This is a genomic window from Streptomyces sp. NPDC008317 (assembly GCF_042955955.1).
Lineage (GTDB): Bacteria > Actinomycetota > Actinomycetes > Streptomycetales > Streptomycetaceae > Actinacidiphila.
Map to the genome: position 1 here is coordinate 58,760 of NZ_JBIBFQ010000015.1, position 17,738 is coordinate 76,497.

Annotated in this window: 15 protein-coding genes; 10 read left to right on the top strand and 5 right to left on the bottom strand. The window is 71.6% G+C overall.

Going from position 1 to position 17,738, the window contains the following annotated elements:
• Positions 1–174: 174 nt before the first annotated feature.
• Complete coding sequence (locus ACFY9V_RS34255) at positions 175–2,394, bottom strand: NADP-dependent isocitrate dehydrogenase (protein WP_355347483.1); 2,220 nt, start codon at positions 2,392–2,394, stop codon at positions 175–177.
• 432 nt (positions 2,395–2,826) lie between these two features.
• Here ACFY9V_RS34255 and ACFY9V_RS34260 point away from each other — a divergent pair, with 432 nt between their 5' ends.
• From ACFY9V_RS34260 to ACFY9V_RS34280, 5 genes are read left to right on the top strand one after another with little or no spacing between them, the layout of a single operon-like run.
• Positions 2,827–3,015 carry a hypothetical protein gene (locus tag ACFY9V_RS34260; protein ID WP_188280008.1) on the top strand — a complete coding sequence of 63 codons (189 nt, stop codon included), beginning with the start codon at positions 2,827–2,829 and terminating at the stop codon, positions 3,013–3,015.
• Between the two features lie 14 nt (positions 3,016–3,029).
• Positions 3,030–3,746, top strand: a complete 717-nt coding sequence (locus ACFY9V_RS34265) for a hypothetical protein (RefSeq protein WP_391164248.1) — start codon at positions 3,030–3,032, stop codon at positions 3,744–3,746.
• Positions 3,743–4,726, top strand: a complete 984-nt coding sequence (locus ACFY9V_RS34270) for a DUF6895 family protein (protein ID WP_355347490.1) — start codon at positions 3,743–3,745, stop codon at positions 4,724–4,726. Before ACFY9V_RS34265 ends, ACFY9V_RS34270 begins: the two co-directional genes overlap by 4 nt.
• Positions 4,726–5,658 carry a DUF6895 family protein gene (locus tag ACFY9V_RS34275; RefSeq protein ID WP_391052104.1) on the top strand — a complete coding sequence of 311 codons (933 nt, stop codon included), beginning with the start codon at positions 4,726–4,728 and terminating at the stop codon, positions 5,656–5,658. Before ACFY9V_RS34270 ends, ACFY9V_RS34275 begins: the two co-directional genes overlap by 1 nt.
• Positions 5,655–6,737, top strand: a complete 1,083-nt coding sequence (locus ACFY9V_RS34280) for a serine hydrolase (protein ID WP_391164249.1) — start codon at positions 5,655–5,657, stop codon at positions 6,735–6,737. The genes ACFY9V_RS34275 and ACFY9V_RS34280 overlap by 4 nt, the downstream gene beginning before the upstream one ends.
• A gap of 1 nt (position 6,738) precedes the next feature.
• On the opposite strand, the gene ACFY9V_RS34285 is transcribed toward ACFY9V_RS34280, so the two are convergent.
• From ACFY9V_RS34285 to ACFY9V_RS34300, 4 genes are all read right to left on the bottom strand, one after another.
• Entirely contained in the window at positions 6,739–8,397 is a 1,659-nt protein-coding gene (locus ACFY9V_RS34285; protein ID WP_391052099.1) for a DHA2 family efflux MFS transporter permease subunit, read from the bottom strand.
• 130 nt (positions 8,398–8,527) lie between these two features.
• On the bottom strand, positions 8,528–9,496 hold the full coding sequence (locus ACFY9V_RS34290) for an oxidoreductase (RefSeq protein WP_391164250.1): 969 nt from the start codon (positions 9,494–9,496) through the stop codon (positions 8,528–8,530).
• A 70-nt stretch (positions 9,497–9,566) separates the two neighbouring features.
• Positions 9,567–10,775, bottom strand: a complete 1,209-nt coding sequence (locus ACFY9V_RS34295; RefSeq protein ID WP_391164251.1) for an acyl-CoA dehydrogenase family protein — start codon at positions 10,773–10,775, stop codon at positions 9,567–9,569.
• A gap of 201 nt (positions 10,776–10,976) precedes the next feature.
• The gene (locus ACFY9V_RS34300) at positions 10,977–11,906 is read right to left on the bottom strand and encodes a LysR family transcriptional regulator (RefSeq protein WP_355347507.1); all 930 of its coding nucleotides are present in this window, start codon (positions 11,904–11,906) and stop codon (positions 10,977–10,979) included.
• 439 nt (positions 11,907–12,345) lie between these two features.
• Here ACFY9V_RS34300 and ACFY9V_RS34305 point away from each other — a divergent pair, with 439 nt between their 5' ends.
• The 5 genes from ACFY9V_RS34305 (at position 12,346) to ACFY9V_RS34325 (ending at position 17,693) form a co-directional block, all read left to right on the top strand.
• A complete protein-coding gene (locus tag ACFY9V_RS34305) occupies positions 12,346–13,110 on the top strand; it encodes an SDR family oxidoreductase (protein ID WP_391164252.1) in 765 nt (254 codons plus the stop codon).
• 26 nt (positions 13,111–13,136) lie between these two features.
• Positions 13,137–14,750, top strand: a complete 1,614-nt coding sequence (locus ACFY9V_RS34310; protein ID WP_391164253.1) for a rhodanese-like domain-containing protein — start codon at positions 13,137–13,139, stop codon at positions 14,748–14,750.
• Between the two features lie 90 nt (positions 14,751–14,840).
• Positions 14,841–15,743 (top strand): ABC transporter permease, encoded by a 903-nt coding sequence (locus ACFY9V_RS34315; protein ID WP_355347516.1) that lies wholly within the window; start codon positions 14,841–14,843, stop codon positions 15,741–15,743.
• Positions 15,727–16,509: an ATP-binding cassette domain-containing protein gene (locus tag ACFY9V_RS34320; protein WP_391164254.1), complete on the top strand. Its 783-nt coding sequence runs from the start codon at positions 15,727–15,729 to the stop codon at positions 16,507–16,509. The genes ACFY9V_RS34315 and ACFY9V_RS34320 overlap by 17 nt, the downstream gene beginning before the upstream one ends.
• A gap of 65 nt (positions 16,510–16,574) precedes the next feature.
• The gene (locus tag ACFY9V_RS34325) at positions 16,575–17,693 is read left to right on the top strand and encodes an ABC transporter substrate-binding protein (protein ID WP_391164255.1); all 1,119 of its coding nucleotides are present in this window, start codon (positions 16,575–16,577) and stop codon (positions 17,691–17,693) included.
• Positions 17,694–17,738 lie beyond the last annotated feature (45 nt).

Below are 17,738 nucleotides of genomic sequence, written 5' to 3' on the forward strand. Positions count from 1 at the left end.
AGGGACCCCGTGGATCGGAAGGGGTCCGCGTACAAGCGGGACATCTCAACTATCGCAAAGCACCGGGACTCGTGCCCGCGCCCCGGCCGGACATGCCGGTCGGGGCGCGGGGATGTGCGATGCGGTGATGTCCGCCGGGGTCGATCCGTACAGGTCAGCCCGGTGGCGGCGGCGTCAGCCCAGGGTCGACAGCGCCTGGTTCAGCGTCTGCGACGGCCGCATGACGGCCGCGGCCTTGGCCGCGTCGGGCCGGTAGTAGCCGCCGAGGTCGACCGGCGAGCCCTGGACCGCGATCAGCTCGCCGACGATGGCCTGCTCCTGCTCGGCCAGCGTCGTGGCGAGCGCGCCGAACGCCTCCGCGAGCTTGATGTCGTCGGTCTGCGCGGCCAGCTCCTGGGCCCAGTAGAGGGCCAGGTAGAAGTGGCTGCCGCGGTTGTCGATGCCGCCGAGGCGGCGGCTGGGCGACTTGTCCTCGTTGAGGAAGGTGCCGGTCGCCCGGTCGAGGGTGTCCGCGAGGATCTGGGCGCGCGGGTTGTCCGTGCTCTGCGCGAGGTGCTCGAAGCTCACCGCGAGGGCGAGGAACTCACCGAGGCTGTCCCAGCGCAGGTAGTTCTCCTTGACGAGCTGCTGCACGTGCTTGGGCGCGGAGCCGCCGGCGCCGGTCTCGAACAGTCCGCCGCCGTTGATCAGCGGGACGACCGAAAGCATCTTGGCGCTCGTGCCGAGTTCGAGGATCGGGAAGAGGTCGGTGAGGTAGTCGCGCAGCACGTTGCCGGTCACGGAGATGGTGTCCTCGCCGCGGCGGATCCGCTCCAGCGAGAAGGCGATGGCGTCGACCGGCGGCAGGATCCGGATGTCGAGGCCGTCGGTGTCGTGCTCGGGCAGGTACCGCTCGACCTTGGCGATCAGGTTGGCGTCGTGCGCGCGGTCCTCGTCCAGCCAGAACACCGCGGGGGTGCCGGTGGCGCGGGCGCGGGTGACGGCGAGCTTGACCCAGTCCTGGATCGGCACGTCCTTGGTCTGGCACATGCGGAAGATGTCGCCCGCGCTGACGGCCTGCTCCAGCACGGCCCGGCCGGCTCCGTCGACCACGCGCACCGTACCGGTGACGGGGATCTCGAAGGTCTTGTCGTGGCTGCCGTACTCCTCGGCGGCCTGGGCCATCAGGCCGACGTTGGGCACCGAGCCCATGGTGGCCGGGTCGAAGGCGCCGTGCGCGCGGCAGTCGTCGATGGTGACCTGGTAGATGCCCGCGTAGCTGCGGTCCGGGATGACCGCGAGGGTGTCGGCCTCCTGGCCGTCAGGCCCCCACATGTGACCCGAGGTGCGGATCATGGCGGGCATGGACGCGTCCACGATGACGTCGCTGGGCACGTGCAGGTTGGTGATGCCGCGGTCGGAGTCGACCATGGCCAGCTCGGGGCCCTCGGCGAGCTCGGCGTCGAAGGACGCCTTGATCGCGGCGCCCTCGGGCAGCGACTCCAGACCCTTGAGAATGCCGCCGAGGCCGTCGTTCGGGGTGAGACCGGCCGCGGCGAGCGTGGCGCCGTGCTCGGCGAAGGTCTTGGGGAAGAAGGCGCGTACGACGTGGCCGAAGATGATCGGGTCGGAGACCTTCATCATGGTGGCCTTGAGGTGCACCGAGAACAGCACGCCCTCGGCCTTGGCGCGGGCGATCTGGGCGGTGAGGAATTCACGCAGCGCCGCGACCCGCAGGACGGCGGCGTCCACGACCTCACCGGCCAGTACGGGTACGGACTCGCGCAGCACGGTGGTGCTGCCGTCGTCCCCGGCCAGCTCGATGCGGAGCGATCCGGCCTCGGAGACGACCGCGGACTTCTCGGTCGAACGGAAGTCGTCGCCGTCCATGTGCGCGACGTTCGTCTTGGACTCCGGCGTCCAGGCGCCCATCCGGTGCGGGTGCGCCTTGGCGTAGTTCTTCACCGAGGCGGGGGCGCGGCGGTCGGAGTTGCCCTCGCGCAGCACCGGGTTGACGGCGCTGCCCTTGACCTTGTCGTAGCGGGCGCGGACGTCCTTGTCCTGGTCGGACTTCGGGTCGTCCGGGTAGTCGGGCAGCGCGTAGCCCTGCTCGCGCAGCTCGGCGATGGCGGCCTTGAGCTGCGGGATCGACGCCGAGACGTTCGGCAGCTTGATGATGTTCGCGGCGGGCGTCTTGGCCAGTTCACCCAGCTCGGCGAGCGCGTCGTCGATCCGCTGGTCCTCGCGCAGGTACTCGGGGAAGACGGCGATGATCCGCCCCGACAGCGAGATGTCGCGGGTCTCGACGGTGACCCCGGCGGTGGAGGCATACGCCTCGATCACCGGCAGCAGCGAGTACGTCGCCAGGGCCGGAGCCTCGTCGGTATGCGTGTAGATGATGGTCGAGTCAGCCACCGGTCACTCCGTCCAGGTCTGCAACATTGCTCGACATCAAGATATCCCGTGACCGACCCGTGTCCTACCCGCCCCCACCTCCGCGCCCCGCGCGGACGCCCCGGACACCGCCGTACGCGCGCCGCATGACCGCGTCCCGGCGCAGGTCAGAGGTCCCGCGTCGGGCAGCGCCGGGCACCCGACCTCACTTGTCAGACAATATTCATGGCCGTGAACTCCCCTTCCTCGCGCGGTCGTACGGGAGCGTCGGGCCACGACGGATGCCGCGCGGGCGAGGAAAGAGCCGCGGCGTCCGGGGCGCGGACCGGGCCGTACGCGCCGGTGTCGCACGGGCCGCGATACGGGTCACCGCCTGGGCGATTTGTTCCGTTTGCGGCACTTTGGAACCTCGGCCATGCTGAAGGAGATCCAGCCGAACAAGGAGATGATTCCATGAACTCGGATCTCACAGCCCCGGTCGAGTCGGCGGTCCTCGCCGCTGAGGTCGAAGGACTGCTGGACTCCGCGGAACCCGAGGGCATCTACCGCGACACGCGCGAGTGCGGCGGCGGTCTGCTCCTCGCAGGACTTCTGCTGATCTCGCCCCCGACCCCCCGTCCGACGAAGACGGACGCGTCCTGAACTGAGGGGTCACGTTGGCAGAGCAGGCGCAGGGGACATCCCCGCTGAGCGCTGTGGTCGCCGACGTCGCACAGGCAGTCGCCCTCGCCCTTCGGGGCGGGGGCGGCTCCTATGCGCTGTCGCGCGTACTCCCGCAGGGCGAAGCGGTGGCATCGGCCGCGATCCGGGTACTGGGCGCCGACGTACTGGCGCCGTACGCGCTGGACCGCGGCCCCGCCCATGACACGGGCGGCGCGGCGGGCACGGCCGATCAGGCCCTCGTCCGCGCCGCGCTCGCCGCCTATCCGCCGGGGGCCGACGCCTCCGAGGTGTCGGTGTGGAGCTACCGGGGGCTCGCGGCGGCGGCGCGCGCCTTCCTGCCCGCGGACGCCGACGGCCGGCCGCCGGAGCCGCCCGCCGCGACGCAGTGGGCCGCCACCGACGCGTGGCCGCGACTGGCCCACCGGGCCTCGCAGTTGGCCTCGCTGTCGCTGCCGGGGCTCGACACCCCGCTGGCCGGGTGCCTGGCGGAGCGCACCGACGACCTGGCCCGCGGCTTCGTCCGCGCGGTCCGCCGTCGGGACTGGCTCCAGGCGGCCGGGATCGGCCGCTGGCTGGCGGGGCTGCCGGACGTTCCGGACTCGCTCGGTCTGGACAGCGGCCTGGTGTTCGTCCGTCAGATGAGCGGCGACGACCCCCGCGTGGCGCTGCACATCACCGCGGCGGCGCGTTTCCACGGGCGCGGTTCGTGACCGGCGGCCGGGTCCCCGCGGCGGGCGCCGGCCCGGAGCCGCTGGACCGCATGGCCGTCTCGGCGCTCACCTGGCTGGACGGCATGCGCCCGTGCTTCCGGCTGCCCCCGGACGTGACGACCGACGCCGATCCCAACACCACGCTCAAACCCCTCGGCGAGCTGGCCGAACTCAGCCACCTCATCCGTACGCACCACCCGCTGCCCGCCGTCCGCGACCTCGCGGACGGCCTCTTCCGCTTCGCCTGGCGTGAGACGCGCGACGGTGAGCTGTTCGGCGACCTGATCCGCGGCGAGCCGCGCGCGACCTACCCGGTCGAGCTGTACGGGGTCTTCGCGCAGACCGGGCTGAGCCATCCGGGCGTCGAGGAACTGGTGCGCACCATGACCGGGCTGCGCGGCTGGCGGGTGGCGCGCGAGGACCACACCCGTACCCTCGGCGTGCTCAACGCCGAGCGGCGGATCGGGCTGCGCCACCACGCCGACTTCGACGCGGTGCTGGCCATGACGGGACTCGGCCGGGCGGTCGAGCCGTGGACGCTGGACCGCAAGGCGGCCTACGGCGTGACGCACGACGTCTTCCACCTCACCGACTGGGGCCGCGCCCCGCACCGGATGCCCGCCGACCGCGCCGAGTATCTGCGGCTGTGGATCCCGTCCTGGCTGGAGAGCTGGCTGGAGGAGGAGCTGTGGGATCTGGTCGGCGAACTGCTCGCCGTGGCGGCCTGCCTGCCCGCGCCCGTCCCGGACGCGGCGGCCTGGCGGCTGCTGGCCGGGGCGCAGGGCGCGGACGGCGCGGTGCCCGAGATCGGCGCCGCGCCGCCGCCGGGCACGGCCGCCGCCGAGGCGTTCACCGCCTGCTACCACTCCACGTTGGTGACCGCCTTCGCGGCCACCCTGGCCCGGATCGGCCCGACGCGGCCGGCGGGCCCGACCGCGGGCGTACGGCGCCCGGTCCTGGAAAGCGAGGCAGCATCGTGATGACGACGGCCGCATCCCCCGCGCTCCTGCACCAGGTGGGCGAGCGCGCGCTGGCCTGGCTCGACGCGAACCGGGAGCACTTCCGGCTCACCGACGACGACCGCGCCACCAGCGGCGCGGTCATCGAACGCCTCAAGCCCATCGGCGAGTTGGCGATCAACATGCGGGTGCTCTCACGCGAGGGCGTGGCCGGGTCACGGCAGCGCGACCGGTCGCTGCGGCTGCTGGACTTCGCCTGGCGCGAGTTGCTGGACGGCGGCAACGTACTGGCGGCGCTCCAGCGCGACGAACCGCTCTCCCCCGTGCCGCTGGAGATCTACGCGACCTTCTACGAACTGGGCCACCGGCACCCCGGTGTGGAGGACGCGGTCGCCCTCTCGCGCCGCACGGCGTCCTGGCGGGCCCTGGAGATGGTGCCCAACCGGCGCCTGGGCCTGCTCAACGCCGAGCGCAAGCTGGGCCTGGTGCCCAGCGGCGACTTCGACCTGGCCGTGGAGCGCACCTGGCTGGGCCAGACGCCGGAGCCCTGGACGGTGCAGTTCCACATCGCGTACGACCTCACCCACACCGTCTTCCACCTCACCAACTGGGGCGAGGCGCCGGACCGCATCCCGCCCGCGATCGTCGACTATCTGACGCGGTATCTCCCGGCCTGGACCGAGGACTGGGCCGACCTCGCCCACTGGGACCTGCTCGGCGAACTGCTGGTCGTGGACGCCTGTCTGCCGCGCCCGGCGCTCGACGGCGAGGTGTGGGAGCGGTACGCCGCCGCGCAGTCCGACAGCGGTGCGATGCCGGTGCGCAACGGGATGCCGGACGGGAACGCGGCCGAGGTCTTCGACCAGGTGCACCACCCGACGCTGGTCGCCGCCTTCGCCTCCGCGATGGCCACCTCGCGGGCGCTGTCGGCAGACACGGACGCGGTCGCGTGAGCGCCACAGCGGTGGACCGCCTCGCGCCGGACGAGGCCGAGGACCGTACGGCCGACGGCGCGCCGGTCCGCGACCTGCTGGAGCGGGCGGTCACCGAGGTCAGGGCGCCCGATGTCGTGCTGGCCGTCTCCCGCGCGGGACGGCGGACGCTGGTGGGCGGCGGCAGCGCGCCGCCGCGGGCGGCGCGCGAGGAGGCGCGGTACGAACTCGGCTCGCTCTCCAAGACGTTCACCGTGCTGCTGCTGGCGGCACTCGCCCGCGACGGCGTACTCGGTCTCGACGACCCGCTCGCCGCGCACCTGCCGGACCTGCCGCTCCCCCACCCGTACGCGCGGCGGATCACGCTGCGGCACCTGGCGACCCACACCTCGGGGCTGCCGCGCGTGCCGCGTGACCTGGTGGCGGGCGCGGTGCTGCGGCCGTACACCAACAGCTACGCCCGCTACGACACCGGACGGCTGCTGCGGGCCTTCGCGGACACCCGTACCCGCCACGCCCCCGGCAGCCGCTGGCACTACTCCAACCTCGGCATCGCGCTGCTCGGACCCGCGATGGAACACGCCACGGGAACGGACTACGGCACGCTGCTGGCGGGGCGGGTGCTGGCGCCCCTGGGGCTGCCCGGCACCACGACGGGGCCGGGCGGTGTCCTCGCGGCGGTCGGCTACCGGACCGACGGGCGTACGCCGCTGCCGCCGACCGACATGGCGGCCTTCACGGCGGCGGGCGGGGTCCGGTCCACACCGACCGACCTGCTCCGCTACGCCGAGGCGCACCTGCGGCCCGGCGGCACGGCGTTGGAGGCGGCGCTGCGCGACGTCCAGGTCCCGCAACTGCGCCGGGGGCTCGGTCACCGGAACACGCACACGCTGACCTGGTACCACCATCCGGCGCCGGGTGGCCCCCTGCTCTTCCACGCGGGGGCCACCTTCGGGCAGCAGACATTCCTCGGCTTCCACCCGGCGACCGGTACGGCGGTGGCCGGATGCGCCACCCGGCACGACCGCGGCTGCCGCATCGTCAAGACGGCCTACGCGCTGCTGTACCGGCTGTGCGGTGAGCCGAGGCACACGCCCTGACTCAGGAGGTCGCCGCCTCCACCTTCTCCTCCTGCGAGAAGTCCCCCGCCGTGGTGCGCAGCGGGACCTCCTTGATGAGCAGCGACAGCACGAAGGCGATCACCAGGACGCCCGCGCCGACGAGGAAGGCGACGTTGATCGCGTCGGTGAAGCCGGTCTTGAAGGGGTGGGCGAGCGCCGGGTCGACATGGCTGAGGAACGACGTGTCGTTGAGCGTGCCGGTGCTGCCCGAGGACGCCGAGGTGAGCGTCTTGAGCTGGTCCGGGTGCGCGGCGGCGGCCTGCTGGAACGCTTCTCCTCCCTTGGCGGCGGCGAAGGCGGAGCCGATCTTGCCGCCCACGACGGAGTAGACGATCGACAGGAAGACGGCGACGCCGAGCGTGCCGCCCATCTGCCGGAAGAAGGTCGTCGAGGAGGTGGCGACACCGATGTCGCGCGGCGGCACCGCGTTCTGCATGGCCAGCACGATCGTCTGCATGTTCAGGCCGAGTCCGGCGCCGACGACGAACATCGACACGTCCACGTAGAACAGGCTGCTGTCGGCCGACATCTGCCACAGCATCAGCATGCCGCCCACCAGCAGGGCGCAGCCGATGATGGGGAAGATCTTGTAGCGGCCGGTGCGCGAGGTGATCTGGCCGGACACCATCGAGAAGATCATGATGCCGAGCACCAGCGGCAGGGTGAGCAGACCGGCCTTGGTCGGCGAGTTGCCCTTGACGAGCTGGAGGTAGAGCGGCAGCAGCGTGATGCCGCCGAACATGCCGATGCCGATGATCGCGGACTGCGCGGAGCCGACCGCGAAGACGCCGTTGCGGAAGAGCCGCAGCGGCAGCAGCGCCTCCTCGCCCGCCCGGCGCTCGGCCAGCAGGAAGGCGACGATGCCGACCGCGCCGATGATGTAGCAGGACAGCGAGGACGCGGCGCCCCAGCCCCACTCGCGGCCCTGTTCGGCCACGATCAGCAGCGGTACGAGGGCGACGATCAGCGCGGTCGCCCCGAGGTAGTCGATCCGGTGCGGCCGTCGTTCCTGGCGCACGTGCAGGACCCTGGCGACCACGAACAGGGCGAGGATGCCGATGGGGACGTTGATCAGGAAGATCCAGCGCCAGCCGTCGATGCCGAGCAGCGAGTCCTGCCCGGCCAGCGCGCCGCCGATGACCGGTCCGAGCACGCTGGACGTGCCGAACACGGCCATGAAGTAGCCCTGGTACTTGGCCCGTTGGCGCGGCGGGATGATGTCGCCGACGATGGCGAGCGCGAGCGAGAACAGCCCGCCCGCGCCGATGCCCTGGAGGGCGCGGAAGCCCGCGAGCATGTACATCGACGTCGACAGCATGCACAGCGCCGAGCCGACGATGAATATCGCGATGGCGAAGAGAAAGAACGGCTTGCGCCCGTACTGGTCGGAGAGCTTGCCGTACAGCGGTGTGCTGATCGTCGAGGTGATCAGGAAGGCGGTGGTCACCCACGCCTGGGCGGTCAGGCCGTTGAGGCTCTCACCGATCTTGTAGATGGCCGTGGAGACCACCGTCTGGTCCAGTGCCGCCAGGAACATGCCGAGCAGCAGCCCCGAGAGGATGACCATGATCTGCCGGTGTGTGTACTCCGTCGGGGGCGCCGCGGTGCCGGCCGGCGCGGCGTCTGCCTGAGCACTCATGGTGCTGCTTCCTCTCCCGTAATGCTGCTCTGTTTGCCTTGGGCAACATTACGCCGCCCGGTGCCGCGACCCCCTACCGGCTGCTGGGGAGTGCGGGGTAGCGGGTGCGGGCGGGGCGTGAGCGGGCGGCCTACCGGGGCGTGACGGCGTCCACGCCGGTCAGTTCGGCGGACAGCGTCCACAGCCGGGCGGCCTGGTCCGGGTCGATCGCGTAGTCCTTCACACCGATCCTGGTGCCGTCCGCGGGCGCGGGCTCGGCGATCTCGCAGTCCGCCAGGTAGACGCCGCCCTTGCCGTCGAGCATGGGCGAGGTGGCGGCCCAGACCTGGGTGGCGGCGCCCTGCTCGGTGCTCTTGAGCCCGGCGGACTCCAGCGGTTCGCCGTTCTCGTCGATCAGGCCGCGCTCGATCAGCTCGGACTGGGGCAGGTGGCGCTGGAGCGGGGTGAGGATGCCGCCGGGGTGCAGCGCGAAGGCCCGCACCCCGCGCCGCGCGGCGAGCTGGTCGAGGTGCACCGCGAACAGCACGTTGGCCGTCTTGGCCTGGCCGTACGCCTGCCACTTCTCGTAGCCGCCGCGCGCGTACTGCGGGTCGTCCCAGCGGATGGCGGAATAGTGATGACCGGCCGAGGAGACCGCGACGACGCGCGCGCCGCCGTCCTCGATCGCCGGCCACAGCCGGTTCACCAGCGCGTAGTGCCCGAGGTGGTTGGTGGCGAACTGCGCCTCCCAGCCGGGTCCTACCCGCGTCTCGGGGCAGGCCATGACGGCGGCGCTGTTGATGACGATGTCGATGCCGCGCCCGGTGGCCAGGAAGCGCTCGGCGAAACCGCGGACGCTGTCGAGGTCGGCCAGGTCGAGCTCGTCGACCTCCACGCCGTCGATGCCGTCGAGCGCGTCCTTGGCGGTCGCGGGCCGCCTGGCCGGTACGACGACGTGGGCGCCCGCCGCGGCCAGCGCGCGGGTGGTCTCCAGGCCGATGCCGGAGTAGCCGCCGGTGACGAGGGCGAGCCTGCCGGTCAGGTCGATCCCCTCCAGCACCTCCCGCGCGGTGGTCTGTGCGCCGAATCCCGAGCCGATCGCGTGCTGAGTCGTTGTCATGCCTCACACGCTAGGAGCTGGAGTGGACTCCAGCGCAAGCGCCGCGGCGCCGGACGTGTCGGGGCGGTTCCTAGAAGAAGCCCTGGTTCGGCAGCGGCGTTCCGTTGAGTTCGTAGCGGCCCACCGCGACCGCTTTGAGCGTCTTCGGATTGTGGGCGGCGATCGTACGGATGTTGCGCCAGTGCCGGTCGAGGTGGGCGCCGCGGCGGACCAGCGAGCCGCCGCCGATGTCGAAGAGCTCGGACGCGGCGCGGTTGGCGAGTTCGTCCACGACGACCTTGGCCTTGGCGTTGAGCAGCGACGCGCGCGCGGACAGCTCGGCCTCCTCGGGGGTGCCGTGCGCCGCGTAGGCGTCCTCCAGCGCGCGTCCGGCGGTCAGGACCAGGGCCTGCGCGGCGAACGCCTGGCTGTGCAGCAGCCCCACGCTGTACTGCACGATCGGGTCCTCGGTCGGCGCGTCGGCGGGCGCGTGGTAGAAAGCCCGTTTCTTGGCCCGGACGTGTGCGACGGCGTCGGCCGCCACCCGGCGCAGGATGCCCGCGATCATCGCGTTGAGCTGGATGTGGAAGAACGTCGCGGGGTACGGGACGGGTTCGCGGGCGTCGGTCGCCCGGGTGAAGTAGTCCTCGGGTGTGATGGCGACATCGTCGAAGGTCACCGTGCCGCTGCCCGTGAAGCGCTGGCCGAAGCCGTCCCAGTCGTTGGGGCGCAGCACGCCGGGGCGGTCGGTGGGGACGATGACCTGGGCCCTCCCGCCGTCCACGTCGGTGACGCCGACGACCAGCCAGTCCATGTACAGGCTGCCCGTGGTGTAGTGCTTCGTGCCGTTCAGCCGCAGGCCGCCGTCCGTGCGGCTGACGGTGGTCCGGTACGGGAAGTCGGTGGCCCCCGCCTTCGCGCCCAGTTCGGTGGAGGCGGAGCCGATCAGCTCACCGCGCGCGACACGGTCGAGCCAGACCGCGTCCTCGGGGCGGGCGCCGCGCAGCAGCCCCTCCACCACACCGAAGTGGCTGCGCAGGATGTGCGCCACATTGGAGTCCGCGGCGCCCAGGTCGATGAACACCTCGAAGAACTGGGTGAGGCTCGCGCCGCCCCCGCCCCGTTCGACCGGCACCCGCAGGGCGCCGAGCCCTGCCCTTTTCGCCGCCTCGACGGCCGCGTACGGCAGTTCGTCGCGCTCGTCCCGCCCGATCGCGCCGTCGCCGATGTGCTCGATCAGCTCCCGCAGTCGCGCCGAGCCGAAGGTGACACCGCTCGTGGCCTCGGCTGTTTCCGTCATGCGTGCTCCCCTGCTCACTGTGGCGCCCGGTTCCTGTGGCACCTCAGCGTCGATCCGGCGGCGTGGCCGATCAACAAGGTTCGGCTACGGCGTCGTTGCGGCTGCGCTTAACTGTCGGGCCGAGGTGCGCTCGTCAGCGCGGCGCGGTCCCGGTTCGGCCCGCGCGGGTGCGCGGCGCGGTACGCGGTCCTGGCGGCGCGGTCAGGAGGCGACCCGCAGGACCCGTCTGTGCAGCGCCTGTTCACCGATCGAGCGCAGCGTGCGCAGGACGAGCGCGATGTTCGGGTCGTTCCTGCGGGTGGTGCGCGTGACCGAACTGATCGTGCGGTAGCCGATCGGCACGCCCTCGACGATGAGGTGTTCCAGGTGCGCCGGTACGGACAGCCGGGGCACGATCGCCGAGACGACCTCGGTGGCGGCCAGGTCGCAGACGATCTGGGCGGTCACCAGCCGGTGCGTGATCCGCGGGGTGAACCCGGCCCGCTCGGCGGCCCGCAGCAGCGCGGTGTCCAGGGTGGAGTTGGCCAGACCGGTGACCCACACCTGTTCGGCGAGCGCGGCGAGCCCCAGGCTGCGGACCCGGGCGTGCAGCCCGGTCGGCGCAAGGAGCACGAACGGCTCGACCAGCAGCACCTCCCGGCTCAGCCCGTTGAGCAGGTCCTGCGCCTCGAAGTCGCACCGGTAGGTGACGGCCACGTCGACCTCGCCCTGGCGCAGCAGGCGCAGCGCGTCATCGGCCTCGGCCTGCTGGAGGTGGATCTGCAAGTGCGGCTCCTCGGCGCTCAGCAGGTGGATCAGCGGCGCCGCCAGGACGGGTATGCCCAGGTTGTAGGAGACCATCGCGATCTGTCCCGAGACCTGGTCGCGGGTGGCCGCGAGCGCGCTCATCGCGTCGTCGACGGCGCCGAGCACGACGCGTACGTGGTCCACGAGGATCCGGCCACTGCGGGTGAGGCCCAGGGTGCGCCCGTCCCTGCGGAACAGGATCGAGCCGGTCTCGACCTCCAGGACCCGGAGTTGCTGTGAGACGGCGGAGTTGGTGATGTTGCGCCGTTCGGCGACGGCGGTGACCGTGCCGAGATCGGCGAGATCGCGTAGCAGCATCATGCGACGCAGGTCGAGCATGCTCATGGTTGACCTCAGATGTTGTCGAGTTGACCCCCACGACACCCAGGCGCGGCGCGGCCGGTACCGGCGGCGGCGGTCTGGGTTCGATTCTGACGAGCGGCGGCGCTCCTAGGAGGGCAGGCCGCGCTTCGGCACCAACGGCGTGGTGCGGATCAACGACGACAGGCGGCGACGCAGACGCGCATGAGATCGACATGGCGTCGCGCGAAGAGGTCCGTCCCGGTCACGCACCGAGGATCGCACACCCACCCCGATTCCCACCACGTCCTAGATCGTGTCGATTCGCACAGTGCCGCCCCGGCCTCCCCCGCCCACCCCACTGTTAAGCCAGGTCCCGGCTATTGCTGTAGCCAGATCTTCTTGTTCGCCCCTTCCCGTCCCCGCAGGCTGAGGCCCTATTCGCAGCTCGGCGTCGCCGTCGGGCACTCGATCGGGGAAGTCCATGGGTCTCGAACTCGAAGGAAAACGCGCCGTCGTCACCGGGGGCGGCACGGGCATCGGTTACGCCATCGCCGAGGAACTGGCGCGCGAGGGCGTGCGGGTGGCGATCACCGGACGGCGGGGGGACGTCCTGGACGACGCGGTCGTACGGATCAGGGAGTCGACCGGCGCCGACGTGCTCGCCGTGCGGGCCGACACCGGTGACGACGACTCGGTGCGCGAGCTGGTCGACACCGTGAGAACGGCCTTCGGCGGTATCGACATCCTCGTCAACAACGCCGCCGAGCAGCCCGCGCAGAAGGGGCCGAGCTTCCAGGACGCCGACGACGCCTGGTTCCAACGGCAGCTCAACGTCAAGGTGATCGGCTATCTGCGCACCATCAAGGCCGTCGCGCCGCTGCTGATCGAGAACGGCTGGGGCCGTGTCATCAACATCAGCGGCACCGGGGCCCGTTCGACCGTCTCGGTGATCGGCTCGGTCCGCAACGCCTCGGTGATCGCGCTGACCAAGAACGTCGCCGACGAACTCGGCCCGCACGGCGTCAACGTCACCGTCGTCCACCCCGGTCCCACCCGCACCGAGCGGTACGTCGAGCTTCAGAGCGGCGGCGCGGCCGACGGCGCGCCGGGCAATGTCATCGGCCGGGTGATTGAGCCGCACGAGGTGGCGTGGGTGGTCGCCTTCCTCGCCTCGCCGCGCAGCGTGGCCGTCGTCGGCGACGGCGTCTACGCCGGCGGCGGCGTGCCCGGCGCCATCCACTACTGATCCGACCAGAGTCCAGGAGAGTTCCCATGACCGAATCCGTGGCCCCCGCCATCGCCGTCGACGAGTTGCGCGCGCTGCTCGACGGCGGCCAGGAGTACGCGCTCGTCGACGTCCGTGAGTCCGGCGTCACGGCGGCGCAGGGGTCGATCCTGCTCGCCGTCTCGATCCCGCTCAGCGTCCTGGAGCTGAAGGTGGGGGCGCTGGTCCCCCGCCGTGACACGCCGGTCGTCGTCTACGACGGCGGCGACGCGGAGCTGGCGGGGCGCGGGGCGGCCCGGCTGCGCGCGCTCGGCTACACCGACGTCCGGGTGCTCGACGGCGGCCTCGCCGCGTGGGCCGCGGCCGGGCACAAGGTCCACAGCGGCGGCGATCACGTCATCGGGCAGGCCTTCGGCGAGTGGATCGAGGAGGTCTACCAGACGCCGCACATCAGCGTGCCGGACTTCCTGAGCCGCCGCGCGGCCGGTGAGGACATCGTGCTGCTGGACAGCCGCCCCATCGGCGAGTTCCGCGACCACAGCCTGCCCGGCGGGACGTCGATACCTGGCGCCGAACTCGTCTACCGCGCGGCCGAGGCGGTGTCGTCGCCCGACACGCTCGTCGTGGTCAACTGCGCCGGGCGCACGCGGAGCATCCTCGGCGCCCAGGTGCTCATCAACGCGGGCCTGCCGAACCGGGTGGTGTCGCTGGAGGGCGGCACCCAGTCCTGGGTGCTGGAGGGGCACGAACTCGACCACGGCGAGACGTCCTCGGTGGCGCCGCCGACCGGCGCGGCGCTGGAGGCGGCGCGGGAGAGCGCGGTCCGCTTCGGCGAGCGCTTCGGGATCGAGCACATCGACGCGGCGGCGCTCGCGGCGTTCGGCAAGGACGACACGCGTTCGCTGTACGTCCTGGACGTGCGCACGCCCGAGGAGTTCGAGGCCGGTCACCTGCCCGGCTCCCTGTCGGCGCCGAGCTGGGATGTCGCGCCGTGGGTGTTCCGGCACGTCGGCACGCACCATTCCCGTGTGGTCCTCGTCGACAACGACGGCGTACGGGCCGCGGTCGCCGCTTCCTGGATCGCCCAGATCGGCTGGGCGCGGGTGTTCGTCCTCGACCGGGCCCTGGAAGGCGTCGACCTGGAGACCGGCCCGGTGCCGCGGCCCGTCCTCGACCCGCCGTCCGGCGGCTTCGAGACGGTCACCGCGCAGGAGCTGGACGGCGCCCCGGCCGACACCCGGCTCGTGCTCGACGTGGCGCCCAGCCCGGAGTACCGCACCGGCCACGTCCCCGGCGCCCGGTTCGCCATCCGCGCCCGCCTCGCCGCGTCGGCCGCCGAGCTGCCCGGCACCGGGCCGGTCGTGCTGACCTCCTCCGACGGGGTGCTCGCGCGCTACGCCGCCGCCGACCTCGCGGCGGCCACCGACCGTCCGGTGCGGGTGCTCGACGGCGGCACGGCGGCGTGGCGCGCGGCCGGTCTGCCCGTGGAGACCGACCGGGCCGAGTGGCTGCACGCCCCGGAGGATGTCGTCGCCTCCGGCTGGCGCGAGAGCGACCCCGAGGACCGCAAGGCCGGATTCCGCCGCTATCTGTCCTGGGAGCTCGGCCTGGTCGCCGAGTTGGCGCAGGACGACACCGTTCCGTTCAAGAAGTTCGCCTGAGGCACTGACCCCCTGTGAGGACACGCTCATGACCGCCATCGCCAGGCCCCTCACCACCCGGCCGGTCGACACCGCCGCCGAGGTGACGCGTTGACCGGCGCCGCTTCCGTCACCGACACCGCGCCCGCGCCGGGTGCGCCGACCGCCACGAGGACTCCGCGGGGCGCGGCGGGGCTCATCGACCTCAGCCCGCGCAACCGCGGGCGCGAGAGCGTGCGCAAGCGGGTCCGCTTCTGGAGCGGCTGGACCCTGCGCGTCGGCGTGCCCGTCGCACTGATCGCCCTCTGGCAGCTCGCGTTGACCTGGGGCTGGACCACCGAGGACGTGCTGCCCTCGCCGAAGACCATCGTCGAGGCGTACCAGTACCTGTGGAACAACGGCTCGCTCCAGGCCGCCGTACCGGTGTCGCTGCGGCGGGCCGGTGAGGGGCTGCTGCTCGGCGGCAGCGCGGGGCTGGTGCTCGGGATCTTCGCCGGTCTGTGGAAGATCGGCGAGGAGATCTTCGACGCCACCCTCCAGATGCTGCGGACGGTGCCGTTCATCGCGCTGGTCCCGCTGTTCGTCACCTGGTTCGGCATCGACGAGCCGTCCAAGCTCGCCCTCATCACCGCGGCGGCGCTGTTCCCGCTCTACCTGAACACGTTCCACGCCGTGAAGGGCGTCGACCAAAAGCTCATCGAGGCGGGCAGGACCTTCGGGCTCAGCGGCTTCCGGATCGCCCGCCGGATCATCTTCCCGACGGCGCTGCCCGGCATCCTCACCGGTCTGCGCTTCGCCTGCTCCTTCTCGCTGCTGTCGCTGGTGCTGGCCGAGCAGGTCAACTCCACCGCCGGGATCGGCTATCTGATCATCAACGCCCAGAACAACCAGCGCCCGGACATCGTCATCGCCGGCATCTGGATCTACGCCGTGCTGGGCATCCTCATCGACTTCGTCATGCGCGGCGTCGAGCGTCTCGTCCTGCCTTGGAGGGCCCGTGTCGGTATCAACTGAATCGCCGGGCGACCTCGCCGCGGACAGCGCAGGATACGCCGTCACCGCGCTGGGGGTCCGACGGGTCTTCGACGGCCGTGCGGTGCTCGACGGGGTCGATCTCCGGCTGCGGAAGGGGGAGTTCGTCGCGCTGCTCGGAGCGTCCGGCACCGGTAAGACGACGTTGCTCCGTATCGTCGGCGGACTCGACACCGCCGACGAGGGAAATGTCGTCGTGCCCCGCGTGCGGTCGACCGTCTTCCAGGAGCCGCGGCTGGTTCCCGCGCAGAAGGTGTGGCGCAATGTCGTGCTCGGCGCGCGGCGTCCGCGATCCGCGTACGGCAAAGCGCTCGACGCGCTGGCCGAGGTCGGTATCGAGAGCCACGCCAAAGCCTGGCCCCGGACGCTGTCCGGCGGTGAGGCACAGCGTGTCGCGCTCGCCCGCGCGCTGGTCACCGAGCCCGATCTGCTGCTGCTCGACGAGCCCTTCGCGGCCCTGGACGCGCTGACCCGGATCAAGATGCACGACCTGCTGGCGGCGCTGTGCGCCAAGCACGAGCCCGCCGTCGTCCTGGTCACCCATGACGTGGACGAGGCGATCCTGCTCGCCGACCGTGTCCTGGTCCTCTCGCGCGGTTCGATCGCCCTGGACCAGCGGGTCGAGATCGACAAGCCCCGCCACCGCGACGATCCGCGGTTCCTCGAACTGCGCGCGGCGCTGCTCGACCAGCTCGGCGTGGCCCGCACCGTCGGCGGCGGCGACGAGGAGGTGGCCGCCGGCCATTGACGACCCGTCAGATCAGCGCACCACGAACCGTCTTCACCCGACACATCCCGAGGAAGTCATCGCACATGTACAGCACCGGCAAGCACTCCCCCTTCGTCCAGCGCACGTTCACCGCCTTCGCGGCCGTCGCCCTCGCCATGGTCGCCACCGCCTGCGGCGGTTCCGGCGGCGCCTCGACCTCCGCGAAGAACGCGGGTTCCGGGTCGAACGGCGGCTCGACGGGAGGTTCCTCCTCCGCCGCCGCGGTCGACCTGTCCGGCGTCAATCTCACGATCAGCTACCAGACCGCCGACTTCCCCGCGCTGCTGAAGGAGTCGGGCCTGTTCGAGGACACCCCGTACAAGTACAAGGTCCCGATCATCGCGGGCCCGGCGAACCAACTGGCGGCGCTGTACGGCAAGCAGATCGACGTCGGCCAGGTCGGTGAGAACACCGCCGCCTTCGAGGCCGCCAACGCCTCGGCCGACTGGACGAAGACCGGCGCCCCGATCCAGGGCTTCGCGGTGACCTGGACGCCCGACGCGCCCTACCCGGCCGCCGTGTACGTGACGAAGAGCTCCGGCATCACGACGCTCGCCGAGCTGAAGGGCAAGAAGATCGGCTACAACTACGGCGGCAACATCTACGCCGCCTACGTCGTCGCGCTGGAGAAGGGCGGCTTCGGCCCCAAGGACGTCCACGGTGTGCAGTTCCCGAGCAACCAGGCCGCGGCCAACGCCTTCAACGCCGGGCGCCTGGACGCGGTGGTGACCAGCTACAGCAACGTGAAGAAGCCCGTCGACTCCGGAAAGGCGATCAAGATCGCCGACAACGCGACGCTCGGCATCCTCGGCGGCAGCGGCTGGATCGCCAGGACCGAGGTGCTCGACGACCCGGCCAAGCTGGCGGCGCTCAAGGACTTCTACGGCCGGCTGCGGACCTTCTACGAGCAGTGGATCCCCGGTCACGAGACCGCGTACGAGAAGGTCGAGCAGCAGGTCCTCAGCCAGACGCCCGACGTGGCCAAGGTCAACTGGGAGAACGCCCGGCACTCGACCTTCTACAAGATCGGTGACCCGGAGTTCCTGCGGATCCAGCAGGCGACCGTCGAGGCCGCGTACAAGTACGGCGGGCTGAAGACCAATGTCACGTCCAAGCTCGGGTTCAACTACACCACGGCGCTGGACGACGTGACGACCGGCTGACCCGGCGCCGCTCCCGAACCACCGGCTGAGGAGTAACCATTGACC